Consider the following 19,232-nt stretch of genomic DNA (forward strand, 5'->3'; position numbering starts at 1 on the left):
TGCGCAAAAATGCGATGAAGGCTCTGCCGCCCGGCAGGGCCTGTTTCTTTTTCCCCATCCCTCCCACCGCCGGGCTTCCGGCTACTCTTGCGCGTCAGTGCTGGGCCGGCGGAACCGCCGGATGAGGGGCAGCGGAAGGAGAAGCGCCATCCTTTCGTCAACCGCCGGAATCCCCGCCCGCGCCATGCTGCGGGCTGAAGCCCCTGGCAGAATTGTTTTTCTCTTTCGCCGTGCGCGGTGTGCGCTCTTTTTCCGGAATTAAGAGAGCATGAGGGTAAATGGACCGCCGGTTTCCCGTCCGTCAGGACGAAGCGCGGCCATCTTCATGGGTCCTTGCCGGCAGCTCTGCCGGATGCTCTCAGAGCTTTGCTCCTGACACCTTTTCCGGGCCTTCCCATAGAATGGGTAGAAAGGAGGAGTGTCTGTGGAGCACTATATCATCCTGGCCCGCTCTGTGACCTACGCCCAGCGGATGCAGAAATCCCTGAGCCGTGCGGGCATCCGCTGCCAGATTTTCCGGCCCCCCAGGGACCTGACGAATCTCGGCTGCGCCTACGCTTTGCGTGTCTCGGTCTCCGACCTGACGGCTGCTTTGACGGCCCTGCACAAGGACGGTCTGGACCCTGTTCAAATATTCCTGTATCAGCGGGGACTGTATCAGGAGGTGAGGTCATGATCTACTTTGACAGCGCGGCCACCACCTTCCAGAAGCCCCCGGCGGTGGCCGCCGCCGTCTGGGACGCCCTGGCGACCATGAGCTCCCCCGGCCGGGGGAGCTACGCCGCCGCGGCGCGGGCCGCCGACACGGCCTTTCAGTGCCGCTGTGAGCTGGCGGAGCTCTTTCACCTGGCCAGCCCGGAACAGGTGGCGTTTACCATGAACGCCACCCACGCCCTGAACATCGCCATCAAAAGCCTGGTGCCCCCCGGCGGGAGGGCGGTGATTTCCGGCTATGAGCACAATGCCGTCACCCGGCCCCTGGCGGCGCTTGGGGCCAGCGTGACAGTGGCGGCTGCGCCGCTGTTTCAGCCGGACCGGGCGGCGGAGGCATTCGACAGGCTGATCGTCCCCGGCGTGGACGCGGTGGTTTGCAACCATGTTTCCAATGTGTTCGGCTTCATTCAGCCGGTGGAGGCGGTGGCAGCCCTCTGCCGGAGCCGGGGGGTGCCCCTGATTATCGACGCGTCCCAGTCGGCGGGGGCTCTGCCTCTGGATATGACCGCTCTGGGGGCGGCGTTTGCCGCCATGCCGGGACATAAGGGGCTGTATGGCCCCCAGGGCACCGGCGTTCTGCTCTGCGGCGACGGCGTGCCGGTGCGCCCGCTGCTGGAGGGGGGGACCGGCAGCCTCTCCATTCAGCAGGAGATGCCGGATTTCCTGCCGGACCGTCTGGAGGCCGGCACCCACAATGTGCCGGGCATCGCCGGTCTGCTGGCGGGGGTGCGCTATGTCCGCCGCCGGGGACTGGAGAAAATCCTGGACCGGGAGCGCCGCCTGACCCGTCAGATGGCCGGAGGGCTGCGGGAAATACCCGGACTGCGGGTTTACGCCGCCGCCAGCCCCTGCCGGCAGGCCGGCGTTCTCTCCCTGACTGCGGAGGGCGTGGACGCCGAAGCCCTGGGAAGCGCTCTGGCAGAACGGGGAATTGCCGTCCGGGCGGGGCTTCACTGCGCGCCCCTGGCCCACAGAACCGCCGGAACGCTGGACACCGGCACCGTCCGGCTCAGCTTCTCCGATTTGAATACCCCGGAGGAAGTGGACCGCGTGATTTCAGTGCTCCGGGCCCTGCTGAAGGGGACGAATTAAGGCGTCTGTGAATTTTCCGGGAATTTTCCATTGGTTCACCTTGCTTTTTAGCGCCGGATTCTATATAATCTAAAGTATTCATGGCCTGCCGTACCGCCCTGAGCGAATCAGGCGCGGCGGAAACGGCCTTTGCGTTTGGCGGAACGGAGACAAAAAGCCGCCGGAGGATTGAAGGAATGGAGGCGTCGGAATGAATGTGTCGCTTTCCGAGCTGGCCGCCTGGGCCGGGCGGTATCTGCTGACCATTGAGGTGGCGGACGTGCTGGACATCGCAATTATGGTGTTCGCGCTCTATAAGGTCCTGACCCTGGTGCAGACCGCCAAGTCTGCCAGTCTTTTAAAAGGGCTGTTCGTCTTTCTGGGCGTGCTGCTGCTGAGCTACCTGTTCCACCTCAATGGCATCTATTATCTGATGAGCAAGATGGTGGAGTGGGGCGTGCTGGCCCTGATTATTCTCTTTCAGCCGGAGCTGCGCCGGATTCTGGAGGAGATGGGAAGCCGCCGCATTCTGGCCTTTTTCGCCCATACGGAAAACGCCAGCGTACTGGAGCAGACCATCGGACAGACGGTGCTGGCCTGTACGGAGATGTCCCAGTCCCGCACCGGGGCGCTGATTGTCTTCGAGCGGGAAATCCTGCTGGACGATATGGTCCGCAGCGGGACGGTGCTGGACGCCTCGGTTTCCAGCGAGCTTTTGAAAAACATCTTCTTTGTGAAAGCGCCCATGCACGACGGCGCGGTGATTATCCGCCACGGGCGGGTGCTGGGAGCGGGCTGCATGCTTCCCCTGAGCAAGAATGTCAATCTCTCCCGGGACCTGGGCATGCGGCACCGGGCCGGCATCGGCATGAGTGAGAATTCCGACGCGGTGGTGGTCATCGTGTCGGAGGAGACCGGGTCCATCTCTGTGGCCACCGGCGGCATGCTGAAACGGCATTTGAAGGCGGAGACGTTGGAAAACCTCCTGCGGAACGAGCTGCTTCCGCAGGAGGAGGACGAGGCGGACAAGCAGAAATTCAGTCTTCTCAGCCTGCTGCGCCCCAGGAAGAACGGAGGTGCGTAAGGTGGAATCGAACAACAACAGCAGCCGGAAAATCATCTATTTTCTGCTGTCCGTCCTGGTGGCCTGCGGCATCTGGCTCTATGCCGACCTGACCAGCGGGCCCAACGGCGCGCCCCGGACCTGTATCCGGGAGATTACGGATATCCCCATTGAATACACCCGGGAAGCCACCCTGACGGACCGGGGGCTGATGCTGGTGGAGGATGGCAGCGATCTCACGGTGGACCTGGAGCTGGAGGGGACCCGAAGCCTGGTGACCAAGCTGGACCGGGAGCAGATTCGCTTTGTGGTGGACCTTTCCAATGTGACCAGTGCCGGCGTCCAGAATATTGGATACTCTGTGTCCTATACGGACAACGAATTCCGGAACGGAGCCATCAGCACCAAGAATGTCAGCATCGGGGGAGGGGCCACCGTCAATATCAGTGAGCTCTACCGCCGGACCATCGACGTCAGCTGCGAGCTGGTGGGCAATGTGGCGGAGACCTATACCGCCGGGCAGGTTCAGCTCTCCCATACGGAGATTGAGGTCCGGGGCCTTCAGGAGGATATCGACCCCATCAGCTATGCGAAAGTGACATTGGACATCGGTGACAGCGTGGAGGAGACCGTCTCCCGGGAACTGGAGCTCCAGTTTTACGACCAGAACGGCAATCTCCTGGATGACAGCCGCATTCACTCCACGGTGGAGACCATTCAGGCGACGCTGCCGGTGTTTGTCACCAAGGAACTGCGTCTTGTTGTGAACTTCATCGAAGCGCCCGGCGCGCGGGTGCGGAACACGGACGCCCACATCGAGCCTGAGACCATTACGGTCTCCGGCGACGCGACCCAGCTCAAAAACGTGGAGACTCTGACCCTGGACAATCATTTCAATCTGCTGGATCTGGGCACCGCCGCCTCCAGCAATTACACCACCACCTACTATCCCATCATCCCGCCCGAGGGCTGCCAGAACCTCAGCGGCGTCACACGGGCGGCGCTGAAGATTCGCTTTGAGGACATGACCAGCGCCTCGGTGCCTACGGAGAACATCACTCTGGTCAATCTGTCGGAGGGCAGGACCGCCACGCTTCTGACCACGTCGCTGCCGGTGCAAATCTACGGCACGGAGGCGGATGTGTCCGCCGTTGCCGGAGAGGACATTGCCGTTACCGTGGACCTCAGCGATTATTCCTCTGCCTCCGGCACCTATACGATTCCGGCGGAGGTCCGGGTCTCCGGCGGCGACCTGGGCATCACAGGCGAGTATCAGGTGCAGGTCACCATCCGGGAGAAGGTGGAGGAGCCGCCGGAGGAACCCACGGAAAATCCTCAGGAACCGGAAGATCCGGCGGAGGAGTAGCGGAAACACGCCCCTGACACAGGGGCGGGGAGGAACTTATGACGCAGATTGCAACAGTTGAACGAATTCTGGACCCGGGACACGCGGAAATCTCCGTACCCCGGAAAAGCGCCTGCGGCCACGACTGCGAGGAATGCGCCGGCTGCGGCGTCTCCGGGGCGGCGGTTCACGCCCGGGCGAAAAACCCCATTGGCGCCGCGCCGGGGCAGAAGGTAGTTGTGGAAAGCAGCACGAAAAAAATGCTCTGGATTATCACGCTGGCCTATATGGTGCCTGTGGTGCTGTTTCTGGCGGGCTATCTGGGGGGCGTGCTGCTCAGCGGCAGCATTGCCGTGCAGTATACACTGGCCGTGGCGGGCTTCGCGCTGGGCCTTCTGATTGCGGTGGGTTATGACCGCCGCCTGCGGCGGCAGGGCGGACTGTCCTTCACCATTGTGCGGCTGTTCTAGGTATGTTCGGCTATGTCAGGCCGGAGCTTCCGGAGGAGGAGATGATCCGCTTCCGGCAGGCCTACTGCGGATTATGCCATACCCTGGGCAGGCGGTGCGGCCCGGCGGCTCAGTGTATTTTGAATTATGATTTTACGTTTCTTGCCATCCTTCTCTCCGATGGAGAGGAGGCGGTATGCCGGAGGGGCCGGTGCGCGGTCCACCCGGTCCATGGCCGGGACTATCTGCCCCCAAGCGCCGCGTTGGACCTGGCGGCGGACGAGAGCGTCATTCTCGCCTACTGGCAGCTGCGGGACGGCGTGGAGGACCACGACTGGTTCCACGGCCTGAAATACCGGGGACTCTCCGGTGTTTTAGAGCCCGCCTACCGGAGGGCCGCCGCGGCCCTGCCGGACTTTGACAAAAGCACCCGTCGGCAGCTGGCGCTGCTGGCGGAGCTGGAGCGGGAGGGTTGCGATTCCATCGACCGTCCGGCGGACGCCTTCGCCGTGCTGCTGCGGGAGGCCGCGGCAGCGGTGGACAACCCGGTCCGCCGCCGGGTGCTGGAACAGCTGCTGTACCACCTGGGCCGCTGGATTTATCTGATTGACGCGGCGGATGACCTGAAGGCGGACGCCGCTTCCGGAAATTACAACCCCGTGGCCCTGCGCTTTGGCCTGAGAGACGGCCGGTGGACGGAGGAGAGCCGCCGGGCCTTCGCCCTGACCCTGGACCAGTCCGTCCACATGATGACGACGGCCTTTGAGCTGTGGGAGTTCGGGGTTTGGGAACCCATTCTGCGGGAAACCCTTTATGGGACCCTGTTTCGGGTGGGCCGGGCGGTGCTGGACGGGGACTTTCACAAATCAGGGCGCCGCCCTCCGGAGCCTTCCGGAGAGAAACGGAGGGGCGGAGGGTGATTCAAACGGTTTCCCAGGCCCTTTCATCGGGACAAAAATTCCCGCAAAAACCTGCGGCACAGCAGAGAAGGCAGGAGAGAGATACACATGAACGATCCCTATCAGACCCTGGGCGTCTCAGAAAACGCTACAGATGAAGAAATCAAGCGGGCCTACCGGGAGTTGGCGCGGAAGTATCATCCGGACAATTACCATGACAATCCTCTGGCGGATCTGGCCCAGGAGAAAATGAAGGAAATCAACGCCGCCTATGAGGAGATTAACAAGCGCCGGGGCGGCAGGTCCATCGGAAGCCAAAGCGGAGGCTATCACGGGGGCTATCAGCAGCAGTATTCCTCCTCGGTGCTCCAGCAGGTCCGGGCAGCCATCCAGGTGGGGGATATCGGCCGGGCGGAGGCACTTCTGGCCAACTACGGCGACCATAACGCCGAGTGGAATTTCCTGAAGGGCGCGGTCTGCTACCGCCGGGGATTTATGGACGAGGCCCGGACCTATTATCAGACCGCCTGCCGGATGGACCCGGCCAATCCGGAGTACCGGCGTACGCTGGACATCATGGAGAACCGGCAGCCCTACAGCCCCAACGGAGCGCCCTTCGGCACGCTGTGCGGCGGGAATCCCTGCCTGTCGCTGTGCTGCGCCTATGCGCTGTGCAACGGAGGCTTTTGCTGCTGCTGAGTCCGTTTGAAGCCGGACCCGCAGGGCGGTTTTCACAGGCGGGCCGCCGCCCAATCGGGGTTTTTGTTGCCGCTGCTGAGTCCGCTTGAAGCCGGACCCGTATACGGCGGTTTTTCACAAGAGGACTGCCGCCAAAAAAAGGAAGACAGCGCCGTCCCGGCGGGAACAGAGGAGCCGGGACCGGCGTATGGGCATTTTTCAAACAAGGCCGAATGATAGGGGGAAATGGATTTGATCAAAAGCATGACCGGCTATGGCCGGGCGAGACAGATGCGGAACAGTCGGGATATCACCGTAGAGGTCCGGGCCGTGAACAACCGGTATCTGGACTGCGGGGTGAAAATGCCCCGGCTGTATATCTTTGCGGAGGACGCCATCAAGCAGAGGGTCCAGCGGGCCGTTTCCAGGGGAAAGGTGGACGTGTTCATCACCGTGGACGCCAGTGCCGCCGACACCACGACGGTGACGGTGAACCGGGAGCTGGCGGCGCAGTATGCCTCCGCCCTGAAGGAGCTGGCGGAGGTCTGCGGCCCCACGGCCTACAAGGTTACGCCGGAGGTTCTGGCCCGGTTTCCGGACGTGCTCTCCGTCACCAAGGCGGACGAGGATCTGGAGGCGGTCAGCGCCGACCTCTGCGCCGTGCTGGATGAGGCCCTGGAGGCCTTCAACGCCATGCGGGGGGTGGAGGGCCGGAAGCTGGCGGAGGACATCGGCGGCCGTCTGACGGCCATCGAGGACTATACCGGCCAGGTGGAGCGGCGCTCGCCGGAGACGGTGGCGGAGTACCGCAGAAAGCTCACAGCCCGAATGCAGGAGGTGCTGCAAAGCAGCACCGTGGACCCCCAGCGCATCCTGACCGAGGCCGCCATTTATGCCGACAAGGTGGCCGTGGACGAGGAGACCGTCCGCCTGCGGAGCCATGTGGCCCAGCTTCGGAGCATGCTCCAGTCCGACGAGCCCATGGGCCGGAAGATGGACTTCCTGATTCAGGAGGTCAACCGGGAGGCCAATACCATCGGCTCCAAATGCGGCGATGTGACCATCGCCCAGGTGGCTGTGAACCTGAAGGCCGAGGTGGAGAAAATGCGGGAGCAGGTACAAAATATTGAGTGATATGGAATTTATTCACATTGGGTACGGGAGCATGGTTTCCCGGGAGCGCGTGGTTGCCATCGTGAGCCCCGATTCTGCGCCCATCCGCCGCATGACCCAGGAGAGCCGGGAACGGGGGATGCTGATTGACGCCACGTACGGCCGGAAAACCGCCTCAATTTTCATTATGGACAGCGACCATGTGATTTTGTCGGCGCTGCCGCCGGAGAAGTTCGGCGGACAGCTCCGTGATAAGGAGGACGCATGAAAAAGGGAAAGACTTTCATTATTTCCGGCCCGTCCGGCGTGGGCAAGGGCAGCGTGCTGAAGGTGCTTCTGGAGCGGCGGAGGGACGTGTATGTCTCCGTGTCCGCCACCACCCGGCAGCCCCGGGCAGGCGAGGAGAACGGCGTGCACTATCATTTCCTGGACGTTGATACCTTCCACGAGTGGATTGCCCAGGATGCCTTTCTGGAGTACGCGGAATACGTGGGCAATTTCTACGGAACCCCCAAGCGCTTTGTGGATGAAGCCATGGCGGAGGGACGGGACGTGATTCTGGAGATTGATGTGCAGGGAGCCCTGCAAATCGCCCAGAAGCGTCCGGAGGCCATTTTAATTTTCATCGCGCCCCCCAGCTGGTCGGAACTGGAGCGCCGTCTGACGGCCAGAGGCACTGACAGCACGGAGAAGATTCAAAAGCGCCTCCTGCGGGCCAAGGTGGAGTGTCAGACCGCCGGCGCGTATCACTATTTTGTAATCAATGATACCATCGAAAACGCCGCCGGGGAGCTGGACGCCATTATGACGGCGGAGCACTGCCGGTCCATCGACCGGATGGAGATTATCCGGGACTGAGGGACCCAATACGGTTACTTTCCGGCCAGAGGGCTGATCTATGCCGTGTTTCGCGGCTGCTTTTGAATTGATAGATTGGAAATCATCAAAAGCCGTTTTGTGACGGCGAAGGGAGTCGATTGATTATGATGCTGTATCCTGCCATGAGCAAGCTCAATGCCTATATTCCCAACCGCTATATGCTGGTCAACGTAGTGGCCCGCCGGGCCCGGCAGATTGCCGAGGAGGCGGAGAGCGCCGGCGTCCATCTGGACGACAAGCCTGTTACCATGGCCATTCACGAGGTGGCGGAGGGCCGTCTGGACACCGGCAGTCTGGCCCGGGAAACGGAAGAGGCCTGATCCCGGCTCTTCCCGCCGGAGCAGAAAGGAGGGCGGGACATGGAGACCGTGACAATCGTTAAGGCTGCGGTCAGCGCCGCGCCCTACTTCATTGACAAGCCCTATGATTATCTGGTGCCTGGGGCCATGCTGGAATCGGCGGTCCCCGGCGTGCGGGTAACAGTGCCCTTTGGAAGAGGCAACCGCCTTTCCGAGGGAATCATCCTGGCCCGGAGGGAAGGGAAGAAGACGCCGGGGCTGAAACCGCTCTCCAGTCTGCTGGACCGGGAACCGGTGCTGGACAGCGCCGGGCTGTCCCTGGCGGCGTGGATGCGGCAGAGATACTTCTGCACCATGTTTGAGGCGGTGAAAACCATACTGCCCGCCGGGCTGTGGTACCGGATTCAGGAAATCTGGCGTCTCACGGCAGAGCTGGACCCCGGCGCGGCCCGTGAAGCGGCCCGGGGACTGCGGCACGGACCGGAGCTGCTGGAATTTCTTCAGGAGTCCGGCGGCGGCGCCGAGCTGGAGCGGATGCGGGAGCTTTTTGGCGCTGAGACCCTCCCGGCGCTCAATGCCCTGCAAAATGCCGGTCTGGTCTGGCAGGAGACCGCCGCCGCCCGAAAAATCTCCGACAAGACCCGCCGCATGGCGGAGCTGGCCGTCAGCGCCGAGGAGGCTCTGGCGGTCGTTGAGGCAAAAAAGCGGTCTTCATCCGCCCGCTCCGAGGTGGTCCGGCTGCTGGCGGCCAACGGCAGGACCGCCTGCGCGGACGTCTCCTATTTCACCGGCGCGTCCATGCAGGTGCTGCGGAACATGGAAAAGGCGGGCCTTCTGACCTTTTCCGAAATAGAGGAGCTGCGGATTCCCAAGGCCGAGCCCCCGGGCGCAGGCGTGCCCATTGTGCTGAGCGATGAGCAGCAGGCGGCCTATGAACAGATTCTGGCTCTGACGGAAACCGGACAGGCCTCCGGTGTGCTGCTCCAGGGCGTCACCGGCAGCGGAAAGACGCAGGTCTATTTGCGTCTGGTTCAGGAAATACTGACCAGAGGCAAAAACGCCATGGTTCTGGTGCCGGAAATTGTGCTGACGCCCCAGATGCTGCGGCTCTTTTCCTCCTACTTCGGTGAGGATGTGGCCATGCTCCACAGCGCCCTCCGGATGTCGGAGCGCTACGACCAGTGGAAGCGCATCCGCCGGGGAGAGGTGCGGGTGGTGCTGGGCACCCGCTCCGCCGTGTTCGCGCCCCTTCAAAACCTGGGGCTGCTGATTATGGACGAGGAGCAGGAGGGGAGCTATCAGTCGGAAAATTCCCCCCGGTATCACACCCGGGACATAGCAAAGTACCTCTGCGGCCGGGATGGGGCGGTTCTGGTTATGGGGTCCGCCACGCCGTCTGTTGAAACGGCCTGGGCCGCGGAGACGGGGCGCTATCAAAAGGCGCTGCTGCGCCGCCGCTACAACGAACGGGCCCTGCCGCAGGTGCTGATTTCCGATATGAAGGAGGAGATCAAGGCGGGGAATCCCGGTCTGATTGGCGGGGACCTCCGCCGGGAGCTGGCGGCCAACCTGGAGCGGGGGGAGCAGAGCATCCTCTTTTTAAACCGCCGGGGCAGCAGCCGGATGCTGCTCTGCGGGGAGTGCGGCCTGGTTCCGGAATGTCCCCGGTGCAGCGCGGCGCTGACCTATCACTCGGTGAACGGCAGGCTGATGTGCCACCACTGCGGCCACTCCCAGCGGAGCTATGAGGCCTGTCCCGCCTGCGGCGGCATCATGAAGCAGGTCGGCGCAGGCACGCAGAAGGTGGAGGAGGAACTCCGCGGCCTGTTTCCGGAGGCGGACATACTGCGCATGGACGCGGACACCACCGCCATGGGACATGAACGGCTTCTGAGCCGCTTTGAAAAAGAACGGATTCCCATCCTCCTGGGCACCCAGATGGTGGCCAAGGGGCTGGACTTTGAAAACGTCACCCTGGTGGGGGTCCTGGCCGCCGACCTCTCCCTGTATGTGGAGAGCTTCCGGGCGGCGGAACGGACCTTCAGCCTGCTGACCCAGGTGGTGGGCCGGGCGGGCCGGGGCGGCAAGACCGGCCGGGCCGTGATTCAGACCTATACGCCGGGCAGCGACGTGATTCAGTGCGCCGCCTGTCAGGATTACGACCGCTTCTATGCCGGTGAGATTGAGATGCGCCGCCTGCGGCGCAGCCCACCCTTCGCGGATATGTTCACTATCACGGTTTCCGGGGTGGAGGAGGGTGCGGTCTTCCGGGCGGCTCTGCACGTGCGGGACAGCCTGCGCCGCCTGTTCCCGGGGGGGGATATCCTGGGTCCCGCTCCGCCGCCGCTTTTGAAGCTGAATGAGCGCTACCGCTACCGGGTGCTGCTGACAGGCAGGAACGACCGGGAGACCAGGGAGCGGATCAGCCGCCTGCTCAGGGACTTTTCCGCCGCCCGCGAGAACCGGGGACTGCATATTTCCGCGGACTGTAATGCCGCAGACTAAGGGAGGTACACAAACAATGGCACTGCGTAAGATTGTGGAGATGGGCGAGGACTGCCTGACAAAGGTCTGCCGCCCGGTGACGGATTTTAACCAGCGTCTGCACACGCTGCTGGACGATATGACGGAAACGCTGGCGGAGGCCAACGGCGCAGGACTGGCTGCGCCTCAGGTGGGCATCCTCCGGCGGCTTTGCATCGTCATGGACATGGATTCGGAGGAGTATATTGAGCTGGTGAATCCTGAGATCATTGCCCGGAGCGGCGAGCAGACCGGTTTGGAGGGCTGCCTCAGCGTGCCGGGAAAATGGGGGCTGGTCACCCGGCCCGGCTATGTCCGGGTGCGGGCTCAGGACCGGGACGGACAGTGGTTTGAGGTGGAGGGCGAGGGCCTGACGGCCCGGTGCTTCTGCCATGAGCTGGAGCATCTGGACGGGCGCCTGTACACGGAGCACATCGACCGCTTCCTCACAGAGGAGGAAGTGGAGGAACTGATGAATCAGGAGGACGACTGATGCGCATTTTGTTCATGGGAACGCCGGAATTCGCCGTGGCCTCCCTCCGCCATCTGGTGGAGGACGGCCACGAAATCTGCGGCGTGTTCACTCAGCCGGATAAGCCCAAAAACCGGGGGCACAAGCTGGCTTTCTCGCCTGTAAAGGAATATGCCTTAACAAAAAATTTGCCGGTTTTTCAGCCCGTCAGCCTGAAGGGCGGCGAGGCTCTGGAGCTGCTCCGGTCCCTGGCGCCGGAGCTGACGGTGGTGGCGGCCTATGGACAGCTTCTGCCTGACGATATTTTGAACGTGCCGCCTCTGGGCTCTGTGAATGTCCACTCGTCCCTGCTGCCCCGGTACCGGGGGGCGGCGCCTATCAACTGGGCCATTCTGAACGGGGAGACGGAGACCGGCGTGACGATTATGTATATGGCCAGGGCCCTGGACGCGGGGGACATCATCCTGCAAAAGTCCACTCCCATTGGAGCAGAGGAGGATGCCCAGTCCCTGACGGAGCGCCTGGCGGAGCTGGGCGCGGAGGCGCTGTCCGAGACCGTCCGGGCCCTGGCGGCGGGGACGGCCGCCCGGACGCCTCAGGACGAGAGCCTGAGCACCTACGCCCCCAAGCTGGAAAAGGGTCTGTCTCCCATTGACTGGACCCGGTCCGCCCACGAGATTGCCTGCCAGGTCCGGGGCCTGATTCCCTGGCCCTGCGCCACGACGGACGTCATCAGCGGCGAGCCCATGAAGCTCTATTCGGTGGAAGAGCTGGACCAGGCAACCGGGCTTCAGCCCGGAGCCAGGGCGGCGGAGGGAAAGCAGGGAATCGACATCGCCTGCGGCGACGGGAAGCTGCTGCGGGTGCGGGAGCTCCAGGCCCAGGGGGGAAAGCGGATGTCCGCCTGGGCGTATCTGATGGGGCACCGCCCGCCCAGGCAGACAAATCCCGAATCTTGAATGAGCTGGTGATTTTATGCCTTATTACAACCATTACGGCAGTTTCCTGGCCAATAACCTCTATTGTCTGCTGATGATTCCCGTGGTGCTTCTGTCCCTTTGGGCCCAGTTTCAGGTGAGCCACACCTTTCGGAAGTACAGCGGCGGGCGGAACCGGCGCAGTCTGACCGGAGCCAGGGCGGCGGAGGCCGTCCTGCGGACCCACGGCGTCTACAATGTGCCTGTCCGGCCCTGCCAGGGCAGTCTGACGGACCACTATGACCCCAGAAGCAACACCATCTATCTCTCCGAGCCGGTCTATGCCGCCGCGACGGTGGCGGCGGTGGGCGTGGCGGCCCACGAGGCGGGCCACGCGGTGCAGTACGCCAAGGGCTACGCCCCCATCCGCCTGCGGAGCGCCATCGTGCCGCTGACTCAGCTGGGGTCCCGGTTTTCCTTCTTTCTGCTGCTGATTGGAATGCTGCTGTACAGCCAGAGCCTGTTTTTCCTGGGCATTCTGCTGTTTTCCCTCACCACGGTGTTCCAGCTGGTGACGCTACCGGTGGAGTTCAACGCGTCCCGCAGGGCGCTGGAGACCATTGCGGGGGAGGCGCTTCTGGACGGCGACGAGCTGCGGGGGGCCCGGAAGGTGCTGCGGGCGGCAGCGCTGACCTATGTGGCGGCTCTGCTGATGTCGGCCCTTCAGCTGCTGCGCTATGTGCTGGTCTTCCTGGGCCGGAGCAGCCGCCGGGGCGGAGGCCGCAGATGAGCGCCCGGGAGCGGGCCCTGAGGGTCCTGACCGCCTGCCGGACCCGGGGCGCCTGGGCGGACGCAGCCCTGGCCCATGCTCTGGCGGAGCTTACGCCGGCCGACGCCGCTCTGTGCAGCCGTCTGGTCTATGGCGTTCTCCAGAATGAACTGCTGCTGGATTTCTACCTCTCCGCCTATTGCACCCAGAAGCTGGACCATCTTCAGCCGCCTCTGGCGGATATCCTGCGGCTGGGCGCTTATCAGATTCTGTTTCTGGACCGGGTGCCGGACAACGCCGCCGTTCATACCTCGGTGGACCTGGCGAAGAGCGCCGGACGGGGGGCGGCGTCGGGACTGGTGAACGCCGTCCTGCGGAAGCTGTGCCGGGAGCGGGAGACCCTGCCTGCCATTCCGGAGCGGGACGAGGCGAAATACCTGTCCATTCGGTACAGCCACCCCAGGTGGATGGTGAAGCGGCTGCTTGCCCTGCTGGGCAGGGAGGAGACGGAGGCGCTTTTAAGCGCCGGCAACAGCCAGCCTCCTATTGCGGCGCAGGTGAACACCCTCCGCTTTGACACGGACCAGGCGGCTGCCTCCCTGGAGGCCGGGGGCGTTGGAACGAGGGTTCACCCCTGGCTGCCGGACTGTTTGCTGCTGGAGCGCACAGGCGGGCTGGAACGGCTGGAGGCCTTTCAGGCCGGAGCCTTCTATGTTCAGGACCCGGCGGCCCGGCTGGCGGTGCTGGCGGCGGGCCTGAAGCCCGGAAGCCGGGTGCTGGACGTCTGCGCCGCCCCCGGCGGAAAATCCTTCGCCGCCGCCATCGCCATGAGGGACCAGGGGGAAATCATCTCCTGCGACCTCCATGAAAACAAGCTCACGCGCATCCGGGCGGGGGCGGAGCGGCTGGGTCTGACCTCTATCCAAACCGCCGCGGCCGACGGGCGCGTCCGCCGGGCGGAGTGGCGGAACGGCTTTGACGCCGTACTGGTGGACGCCCCCTGCTCCGGCCTGGGCATTTTGCGGAAAAAGCCGGACATCCGCCGGAAGCGAGCGGACGATCTCTTTACGCTGCCGGTGATTCAGAGCGCCATTCTGGACAACGCCGCCGAATATGTCCGGCCCGGCGGCGTGCTGATTTACTCCACATGCACCATCCTGCCGGAGGAAAACGAGGATGTGACGAGGGCCTTCCTCGGCGCGCACCCTGACTTTTTCCAGGAGGGCTTCAGACTGCCGGAGCCCATCGGGGAGACGGAGGGCCAGATGACTCTGTGGCCCCACCGCCACGGCACCGACGGCTTTTACATCTGCCGCATGACGCGGCGCGGTTGAATACGAGGCTCTTTATGATTGATTTGAAATCCATGACCCTCCCGGAGCTGACGGAGTTTCTGGGGGAGCTGGGGGAACCGGCCTTTCGGGGGAAGCAGGTCTTCTCCTGGCTGAACCGGGGCGCGGAGTCCTTCGAGGAGATGGCCAATATCCCCCTGACGCTTCGGCGGCGGCTGGAGGAGCTCTGCGTGCTGACGCCGCCCAGGGCAGCCCGGAAACAGGTCTCCGCCAGAGACGGTACCATCAAATATCTCTGGGAGCTGGGAGACGGCAACTGCGTGGAATCCGTCCTCATGCGCTACCGCCACGGAAACACCGTGTGCATTTCCTCTCAGGTGGGCTGCTGTATGGGCTGCTTCTTCTGCGCGTCCACCATTGCCGGAAAGGTCCGGGACCTGACGCCGGGGGAGATGCTGGACCAGGTACTGTTCACACAGAAGGACTCCGGCGCACCTGTCTCCAACATCGTGCTGATGGGCATTGGCGAGCCTATGGACAACCTGGACAATGTGCTGAAATTTCTGGAGATTGTCAACCACCCCGACGGCATGAACATCGGGATGCGGCATATCTCCCTCTCCACCTGCGGCGTGATTCCCGGAATCAAGCGCCTGGCGGAGCTGGGATTGCAGCTGACACTGTCCGTGTCCCTCCACGCGCCGGACAGCCCCACCCGTTCGCGGCTGATGCCCATTAACCGCGCCTATGGGGTGGAGGCGCTGTTCGCCGCCTGCCACGCGTATTTCAAAAAGACGGGCCGCCGGATTTCCTTTGAGTACGCCATGATTGACGGCGTGAATGACCACGACTGGCAGGCGGACCTGATTGCCAAACGGCTGAAGGGGATGCCGGGCCATGTGAATCTGATTCCGCTGAACGATGTGGAGGAGCGGCCTTTCAAGCCCTCCCGGCGGACGGCGGCGTTTCAGAAGCGGCTGGAGAGCCACGGCGTGACCGCCACCGTCCGCAGGAGCCTGGGCGGCGACATTGACGCCGCCTGCGGCCAGCTCCGCCGGAAGACACAGAAGGAGGGGAGTCCTCAATGATCGACATTTTGGGCATGACGGACGTGGGTCTTGTCCGCCGGGAAAACCAGGACGCTTACGCGGTGCGGGAGCGGACGGAATCCGGCCACAGCGTCTGCGTCGTCTGCGACGGAATGGGCGGCTATGCCGGGGGCAGGCTGGCCAGCAGCATCGCCGCGGAGACCTTTATGGCGGAGCTGGAAAAGCGGCTTCGGCCGGACATGACGGCGGAGGCGCTGCAAACGGCCTCGGCGCAGGCGATTTCCATGGCCGACGGGGCCATTCGTGAGGCCGCCGGACGCCTGCCGGAATACCAGAGCATGGGGACCACCCTGGTCTCCGCCATTGTCTTTGACGGCGGGGCGGTGGTGGCCAATGTGGGAGACAGTCGGGCCTATCACATCACGCCCCGGGGTATCACCCAGGTGACCCGTGACCACTCCCTGGTGGAGGACCTGATGGCCCGGGGAGGCATCACCGCCGAGGAGGCCCGCCGCCACCCGAAACGGAAGTATGTTACCCGGGCCCTGGGGCCGGACGCGGACACCCAGTGCGACTGCTTCGTCTGCCCGTGGCTGCCGGGGGACTGCCTGCTGCTGTGCACCGACGGGCTGGTCAATACCGTGACAGATCAGGAGATGTGGGAGGAAGTCCTCCGCGGAGAACCGGAGACCTGTCTGGACCGTCTGCTGCATATCTCCAAAAGCCGGGGCGCCTCGGACAATGTAACCGTTGTCCTGATGCGGAATCTGTAAGGGAGGCGGGACTGTATGAACCAATACATCGGAAAAGTACTGGATAGCCGATATGAGATTCTGGAGTGTATCGGCACCGGCGGCATGGCGGTGGTCTATAAAACCAGGGACCAGCGGCTGAACCGTCTGGTGGCGGTCAAGGTCCTGAAGCCCGACCTGGCGCAGGACGCGGATTTCCGCCGCCGGTTCAACGCGGAGTCTCAGGCGGTGGCCCAGCTGTCCCACCCCAACATTGTTTCGGTCTATGATGTGAGCCGGGGGGGCGACACGGAATATATCGTCATGGAGCTGATTGACGGCATCACCCTCAAGCAGTATATGGAGAAGCGGGGCCAGCTGAACTGGCGGGAATCCCTCCATTTCATCACCCAGATCATGCGGGGACTCAGCCACGCCCACAGCCGGGGCATCGTCCACCGGGACATCAAGCCTCAGAATATCATGGTCCTGCGGGACGGCAGCGTGAAGGTGGCCGATTTCGGCATCGCGTGCCTTGAAAACTCCGCCCAGACCCTGACTCAGGAGGCGCTGGGCTCCGTCCACTATATTTCCCCGGAGCAGGCCAGAGGGGACCGCACCGATGCCCGGTCGGACATCTATTCCGCCGGTGTGGTGATGTACGAAATGCTGACGGGCCGGCTGCCCTTTGAGGGGGATTCCGCCGTCTCTGTGGCCATTCAGCACCTCAGCGCCGTGCCTCTGGCGCCCCGGGAGGTCAACCCCGAGATTCCGCCTCAGCTGGAGCTGATCTGCATGAAGGCCATGACGCCGGACCTGGACCGGCGCTACCCCTGTGCCGACGCCATGATTGCCGACCTGGAGAACTTCCGGAAAAATCCCAGCGTGGACCTGGACTTTTCTCTGGTGGACCTTCGTCCGGAGGAGCCCAACGACCCCACCCAGCGCATCCGCCCGGTCCGGGAGAGGGAGAAGCGCCGCAGGGAAGAGGTTTACGAGGACGACGACTATGGCCGGTCCTCCGGCGGCGCGGCCCAGAAGGTTCTGATTGCCGTGGCGCTGGTGCTGGCCGCCACGCTGGCGGTGGTGTTGTTCCGGACGGTCTCCGACTCCTTTGAGCCGGAGCCTGTGCCGGAATCCTACGTGGTTCCCAGCGTTGTGGGCTATACGCTGGAGGATGCCGGCAGGCTGGAGAGCGTCAACGGCGTTTTCGAGCTGAGGAATATGGGCAATGAGTACAGCGACAAGCCGGTGGGCACCATCGTCCGGCAGAATCCCCAGCCGGACGACTACCGCAAGGGGAACAACCTGTATATTGAGGTCTGGATCAGCGCCGGGGAGGAAACGGCCAATATGCCCGGGGTGGTAAACCATACCGTTTCCCAGGCGCGGTCCGCCCTGAAGAGCCTGATTGAAAAGTACGATCTGGAGATCATCGCAGACGAGGCGGAACAGGAGTTTAACGACCAGGTCACCAAGGGTTATATCATCCGCAGCGAGCCGGCGGAGGGCGAGCCTCTGAAGCAGGGGGACACCATCCGGCTGATTGTCAGCAAGGGGCCGGAGCTGAAGGAATTCCCCATGCCCCTGTGCGTCAACCAGAGCATCGACGTAATCCGGCCTCAGCTGGCGGAGACCTATAAGCTGGTCTGCACCGACGCCGACATCGAGTATGTGGAGAGCGAGGAGGAGCCGGGGACCATCCTCTGGCAGAGCATTGAGGCCACCACCATGGTCAAGGAGGGCGACACCGTCAAATTGCGGGTCAGCAAGGGCCTGACGAAAAACACCGTGAATGTGGGCATTGACCTTCCTCAGGACGACCGCAGCACAGTGTCCGTGCAGATCTATGTAGGCGACGAGGTGGAAGCCCAGTACGACGAACGGGTCAGCTGCGCCCAGGGGTCCATCAATCCTCCGCTGACCGGCTCCGGCATCCAGAATTTCCGGGTGCTGTTCGACGGTGTGCTGGACCCGATGCAGAGCGGCTCGGTGGACTTTAATCTGTCATGACGGGCCGGATTCAAAAAGCCCTCAGCGGCTTCTATTACGTGGACACCGGCGCAGAGGTCCTGCGATGCCGGGCCCGGGGGAAGTTCCGGAAGGAGGGCGTCTCCCCGCTGGTGGGGGACCAGGTGGAACTCCGGGCCCTGGGAAACGGCGAGGGCTTCGTGGAGCGGATTCTGCCCCGGCGGAACGCCTTCACCCGGCCCGCCGTGGCCAATATCGATCAGCTGGTGGTGATTGCCTCCGGCGCCATTCCCAAAACGGACCCCTTCCTCATCGACCGGGTGGCGTCCATCGCCGCTCTGAAGGACTGCCGGGTGATGGTCCTGCTGAACAAGTGCGACCTGGACCGGGCGGATGAACTCTATGCCATCTATCAGTCTTCCGGCTTTCCCACTCTCCGCGTCAGCGCGGAGACAGGGGAGGGCCTGGAGGATCTGAAAGGGCTGATTGCCGGGAAGCTGTCTGCCTTTACAGGGAACTCCGGTGTTGGAAAATCCAGCATTTTAAATGCGCTGGACCCTGATTTTCAGCTCCAGGTGGGGGAGGTCAGCACCGCCCTGGGGCGGGGGCGTCATACCACCCGTCATGTGGAGCTCCACCGCCTGTCCTGCGGGGCGGAGGTGGTGGATACTCCCGGCTTCTCCTCCTTTGAGGCGGAGGAGCTGAACCTGGAGCTCAAACGCCGTCTGCCGGAGACCTTTTTGGAATTCCGGCCCTATCTGGGACAGTGCAGATTTGTGGGCTGCGCCCACACCAGGGAGCAGGGCTGCGCCGTGCTGGAGGCTCTGGAACAGGGCGGCATCCGGAAGAGCCGCCATCAAAGCTATCTCCGCCTGTATGAGGAGCTGAAGCCTCTTCAGGACTGGCAGGAGAAAAAGAAATAGGACAGAAGAGTCCGCCCGTTGGGCGGACTTTTTCTGCACCAGGGACAATCACCGCTGTATATACTGAACCAGAGG

The 19,232-nt window shown here is 63.3% G+C and carries 20 protein-coding genes; all 20 read left to right on the forward strand.

The window, feature by feature from the left end:
- Positions 1-424: 424 nt before the first annotated feature.
- The 20 genes from Q0063_RS03830 to rsgA all read left to right on the forward strand — a co-directional run bounded on the left by Q0063_RS03830 (position 425) and on the right by rsgA (position 19,157).
- Positions 425-676, forward strand: a complete 252-nt coding sequence (locus tag Q0063_RS03830; RefSeq protein ID WP_297870653.1) for a DUF3343 domain-containing protein — start codon at positions 425-427, stop codon at positions 674-676.
- On the forward strand, positions 673-1,806 hold the full coding sequence (locus tag Q0063_RS03835; RefSeq protein ID WP_297870654.1) for an aminotransferase class V-fold PLP-dependent enzyme: 1,134 nt from the start codon (positions 673-675) through the stop codon (positions 1,804-1,806). The genes Q0063_RS03830 and Q0063_RS03835 overlap by 4 nt, the downstream gene beginning before the upstream one ends.
- Positions 1,807-1,996: 190 nt before the next feature.
- Positions 1,997-2,869 (forward strand): diadenylate cyclase CdaA, encoded by an 873-nt coding sequence (cdaA, locus tag Q0063_RS03840; protein WP_297870655.1) that lies wholly within the window; start codon positions 1,997-1,999, stop codon positions 2,867-2,869.
- A gap of 1 nt (position 2,870) precedes the next feature.
- Complete coding sequence (locus Q0063_RS03845; protein WP_297870656.1) at positions 2,871-4,214, forward strand: YbbR-like domain-containing protein; 1,344 nt, start codon at positions 2,871-2,873, stop codon at positions 4,212-4,214.
- Between the two features lie 38 nt (positions 4,215-4,252).
- On the forward strand, positions 4,253-4,663 hold the full coding sequence (locus tag Q0063_RS03850) for a SoxR reducing system RseC family protein (protein ID WP_297870657.1): 411 nt from the start codon (positions 4,253-4,255) through the stop codon (positions 4,661-4,663).
- Between the two features lie 2 nt (positions 4,664-4,665).
- Positions 4,666-5,562, forward strand: a complete 897-nt coding sequence (locus tag Q0063_RS03855; protein ID WP_297870658.1) for a DUF5685 family protein — start codon at positions 4,666-4,668, stop codon at positions 5,560-5,562.
- Positions 5,563-5,649: 87 nt separating this feature from the next.
- Positions 5,650-6,240: a DnaJ domain-containing protein gene (locus tag Q0063_RS03860; RefSeq protein ID WP_297870659.1), complete on the forward strand. Its 591-nt coding sequence runs from the start codon at positions 5,650-5,652 to the stop codon at positions 6,238-6,240.
- A gap of 231 nt (positions 6,241-6,471) precedes the next feature.
- On the forward strand, positions 6,472-7,353 hold the full coding sequence (locus tag Q0063_RS03865) for a YicC/YloC family endoribonuclease (RefSeq protein WP_297870706.1): 882 nt from the start codon (positions 6,472-6,474) through the stop codon (positions 7,351-7,353).
- Position 7,354: 1 nt separating this feature from the next.
- A complete protein-coding gene (locus Q0063_RS03870) occupies positions 7,355-7,600 on the forward strand; it encodes a DUF370 domain-containing protein (protein WP_297870707.1) in 246 nt (81 codons plus the stop codon).
- The gene (gmk, locus tag Q0063_RS03875; protein ID WP_297870660.1) at positions 7,597-8,190 is read left to right on the forward strand and encodes a guanylate kinase; all 594 of its coding nucleotides are present in this window, start codon (positions 7,597-7,599) and stop codon (positions 8,188-8,190) included. The genes Q0063_RS03870 and gmk overlap by 4 nt, the downstream gene beginning before the upstream one ends.
- 125 nt (positions 8,191-8,315) lie before the next feature.
- The gene (gene rpoZ / locus Q0063_RS03880) at positions 8,316-8,531 is read left to right on the forward strand and encodes a DNA-directed RNA polymerase subunit omega (protein WP_297870661.1); all 216 of its coding nucleotides are present in this window, start codon (positions 8,316-8,318) and stop codon (positions 8,529-8,531) included.
- Positions 8,532-8,570: 39 nt separating this feature from the next.
- Positions 8,571-11,015 carry a primosomal protein N' gene (priA, locus tag Q0063_RS03885; protein WP_297870662.1) on the forward strand — a complete coding sequence of 815 codons (2,445 nt, stop codon included), beginning with the start codon at positions 8,571-8,573 and terminating at the stop codon, positions 11,013-11,015.
- 16 nt (positions 11,016-11,031) lie between these two features.
- The gene (gene def, locus Q0063_RS03890) at positions 11,032-11,526 is read left to right on the forward strand and encodes a peptide deformylase (RefSeq protein WP_297870663.1); all 495 of its coding nucleotides are present in this window, start codon (positions 11,032-11,034) and stop codon (positions 11,524-11,526) included.
- Positions 11,526-12,464: a methionyl-tRNA formyltransferase gene (fmt, locus tag Q0063_RS03895; RefSeq protein ID WP_297870664.1), complete on the forward strand. Its 939-nt coding sequence runs from the start codon at positions 11,526-11,528 to the stop codon at positions 12,462-12,464. Before def ends, fmt begins: the two co-directional genes overlap by 1 nt.
- Before the next feature lie 16 nt (positions 12,465-12,480).
- A complete protein-coding gene (locus Q0063_RS03900) occupies positions 12,481-13,212 on the forward strand; it encodes a zinc metallopeptidase (protein WP_297870665.1) in 732 nt (243 codons plus the stop codon).
- On the forward strand, positions 13,209-14,525 hold the full coding sequence (gene rsmB, locus Q0063_RS03905) for a 16S rRNA (cytosine(967)-C(5))-methyltransferase RsmB (RefSeq protein ID WP_297870666.1): 1,317 nt from the start codon (positions 13,209-13,211) through the stop codon (positions 14,523-14,525). Before Q0063_RS03900 ends, rsmB begins: the two co-directional genes overlap by 4 nt.
- A 14-nt stretch (positions 14,526-14,539) precedes the next feature.
- Positions 14,540-15,571 (forward strand): 23S rRNA (adenine(2503)-C(2))-methyltransferase RlmN, encoded by a 1,032-nt coding sequence (rlmN, locus tag Q0063_RS03910; protein ID WP_297870667.1) that lies wholly within the window; start codon positions 14,540-14,542, stop codon positions 15,569-15,571.
- The gene (locus Q0063_RS03915; protein WP_297870668.1) at positions 15,568-16,305 is read left to right on the forward strand and encodes a Stp1/IreP family PP2C-type Ser/Thr phosphatase; all 738 of its coding nucleotides are present in this window, start codon (positions 15,568-15,570) and stop codon (positions 16,303-16,305) included. Before rlmN ends, Q0063_RS03915 begins: the two co-directional genes overlap by 4 nt.
- Before the next feature lie 15 nt (positions 16,306-16,320).
- Positions 16,321-18,276 carry a Stk1 family PASTA domain-containing Ser/Thr kinase gene (pknB, locus tag Q0063_RS03920; RefSeq protein ID WP_297870669.1) on the forward strand — a complete coding sequence of 652 codons (1,956 nt, stop codon included), beginning with the start codon at positions 16,321-16,323 and terminating at the stop codon, positions 18,274-18,276.
- Positions 18,273-19,157 (forward strand): ribosome small subunit-dependent GTPase A, encoded by an 885-nt coding sequence (rsgA, locus tag Q0063_RS03925; protein WP_297870670.1) that lies wholly within the window; start codon positions 18,273-18,275, stop codon positions 19,155-19,157. The genes pknB and rsgA overlap by 4 nt, the downstream gene beginning before the upstream one ends.
- Positions 19,158-19,232: the final 75 nt, after the last annotated feature.

Source organism: uncultured Oscillibacter sp. (assembly GCF_947654275.1).
In the GTDB taxonomy this organism is placed as follows: Bacteria; Bacillota; Clostridia; order Oscillospirales; family Oscillospiraceae; genus Oscillibacter.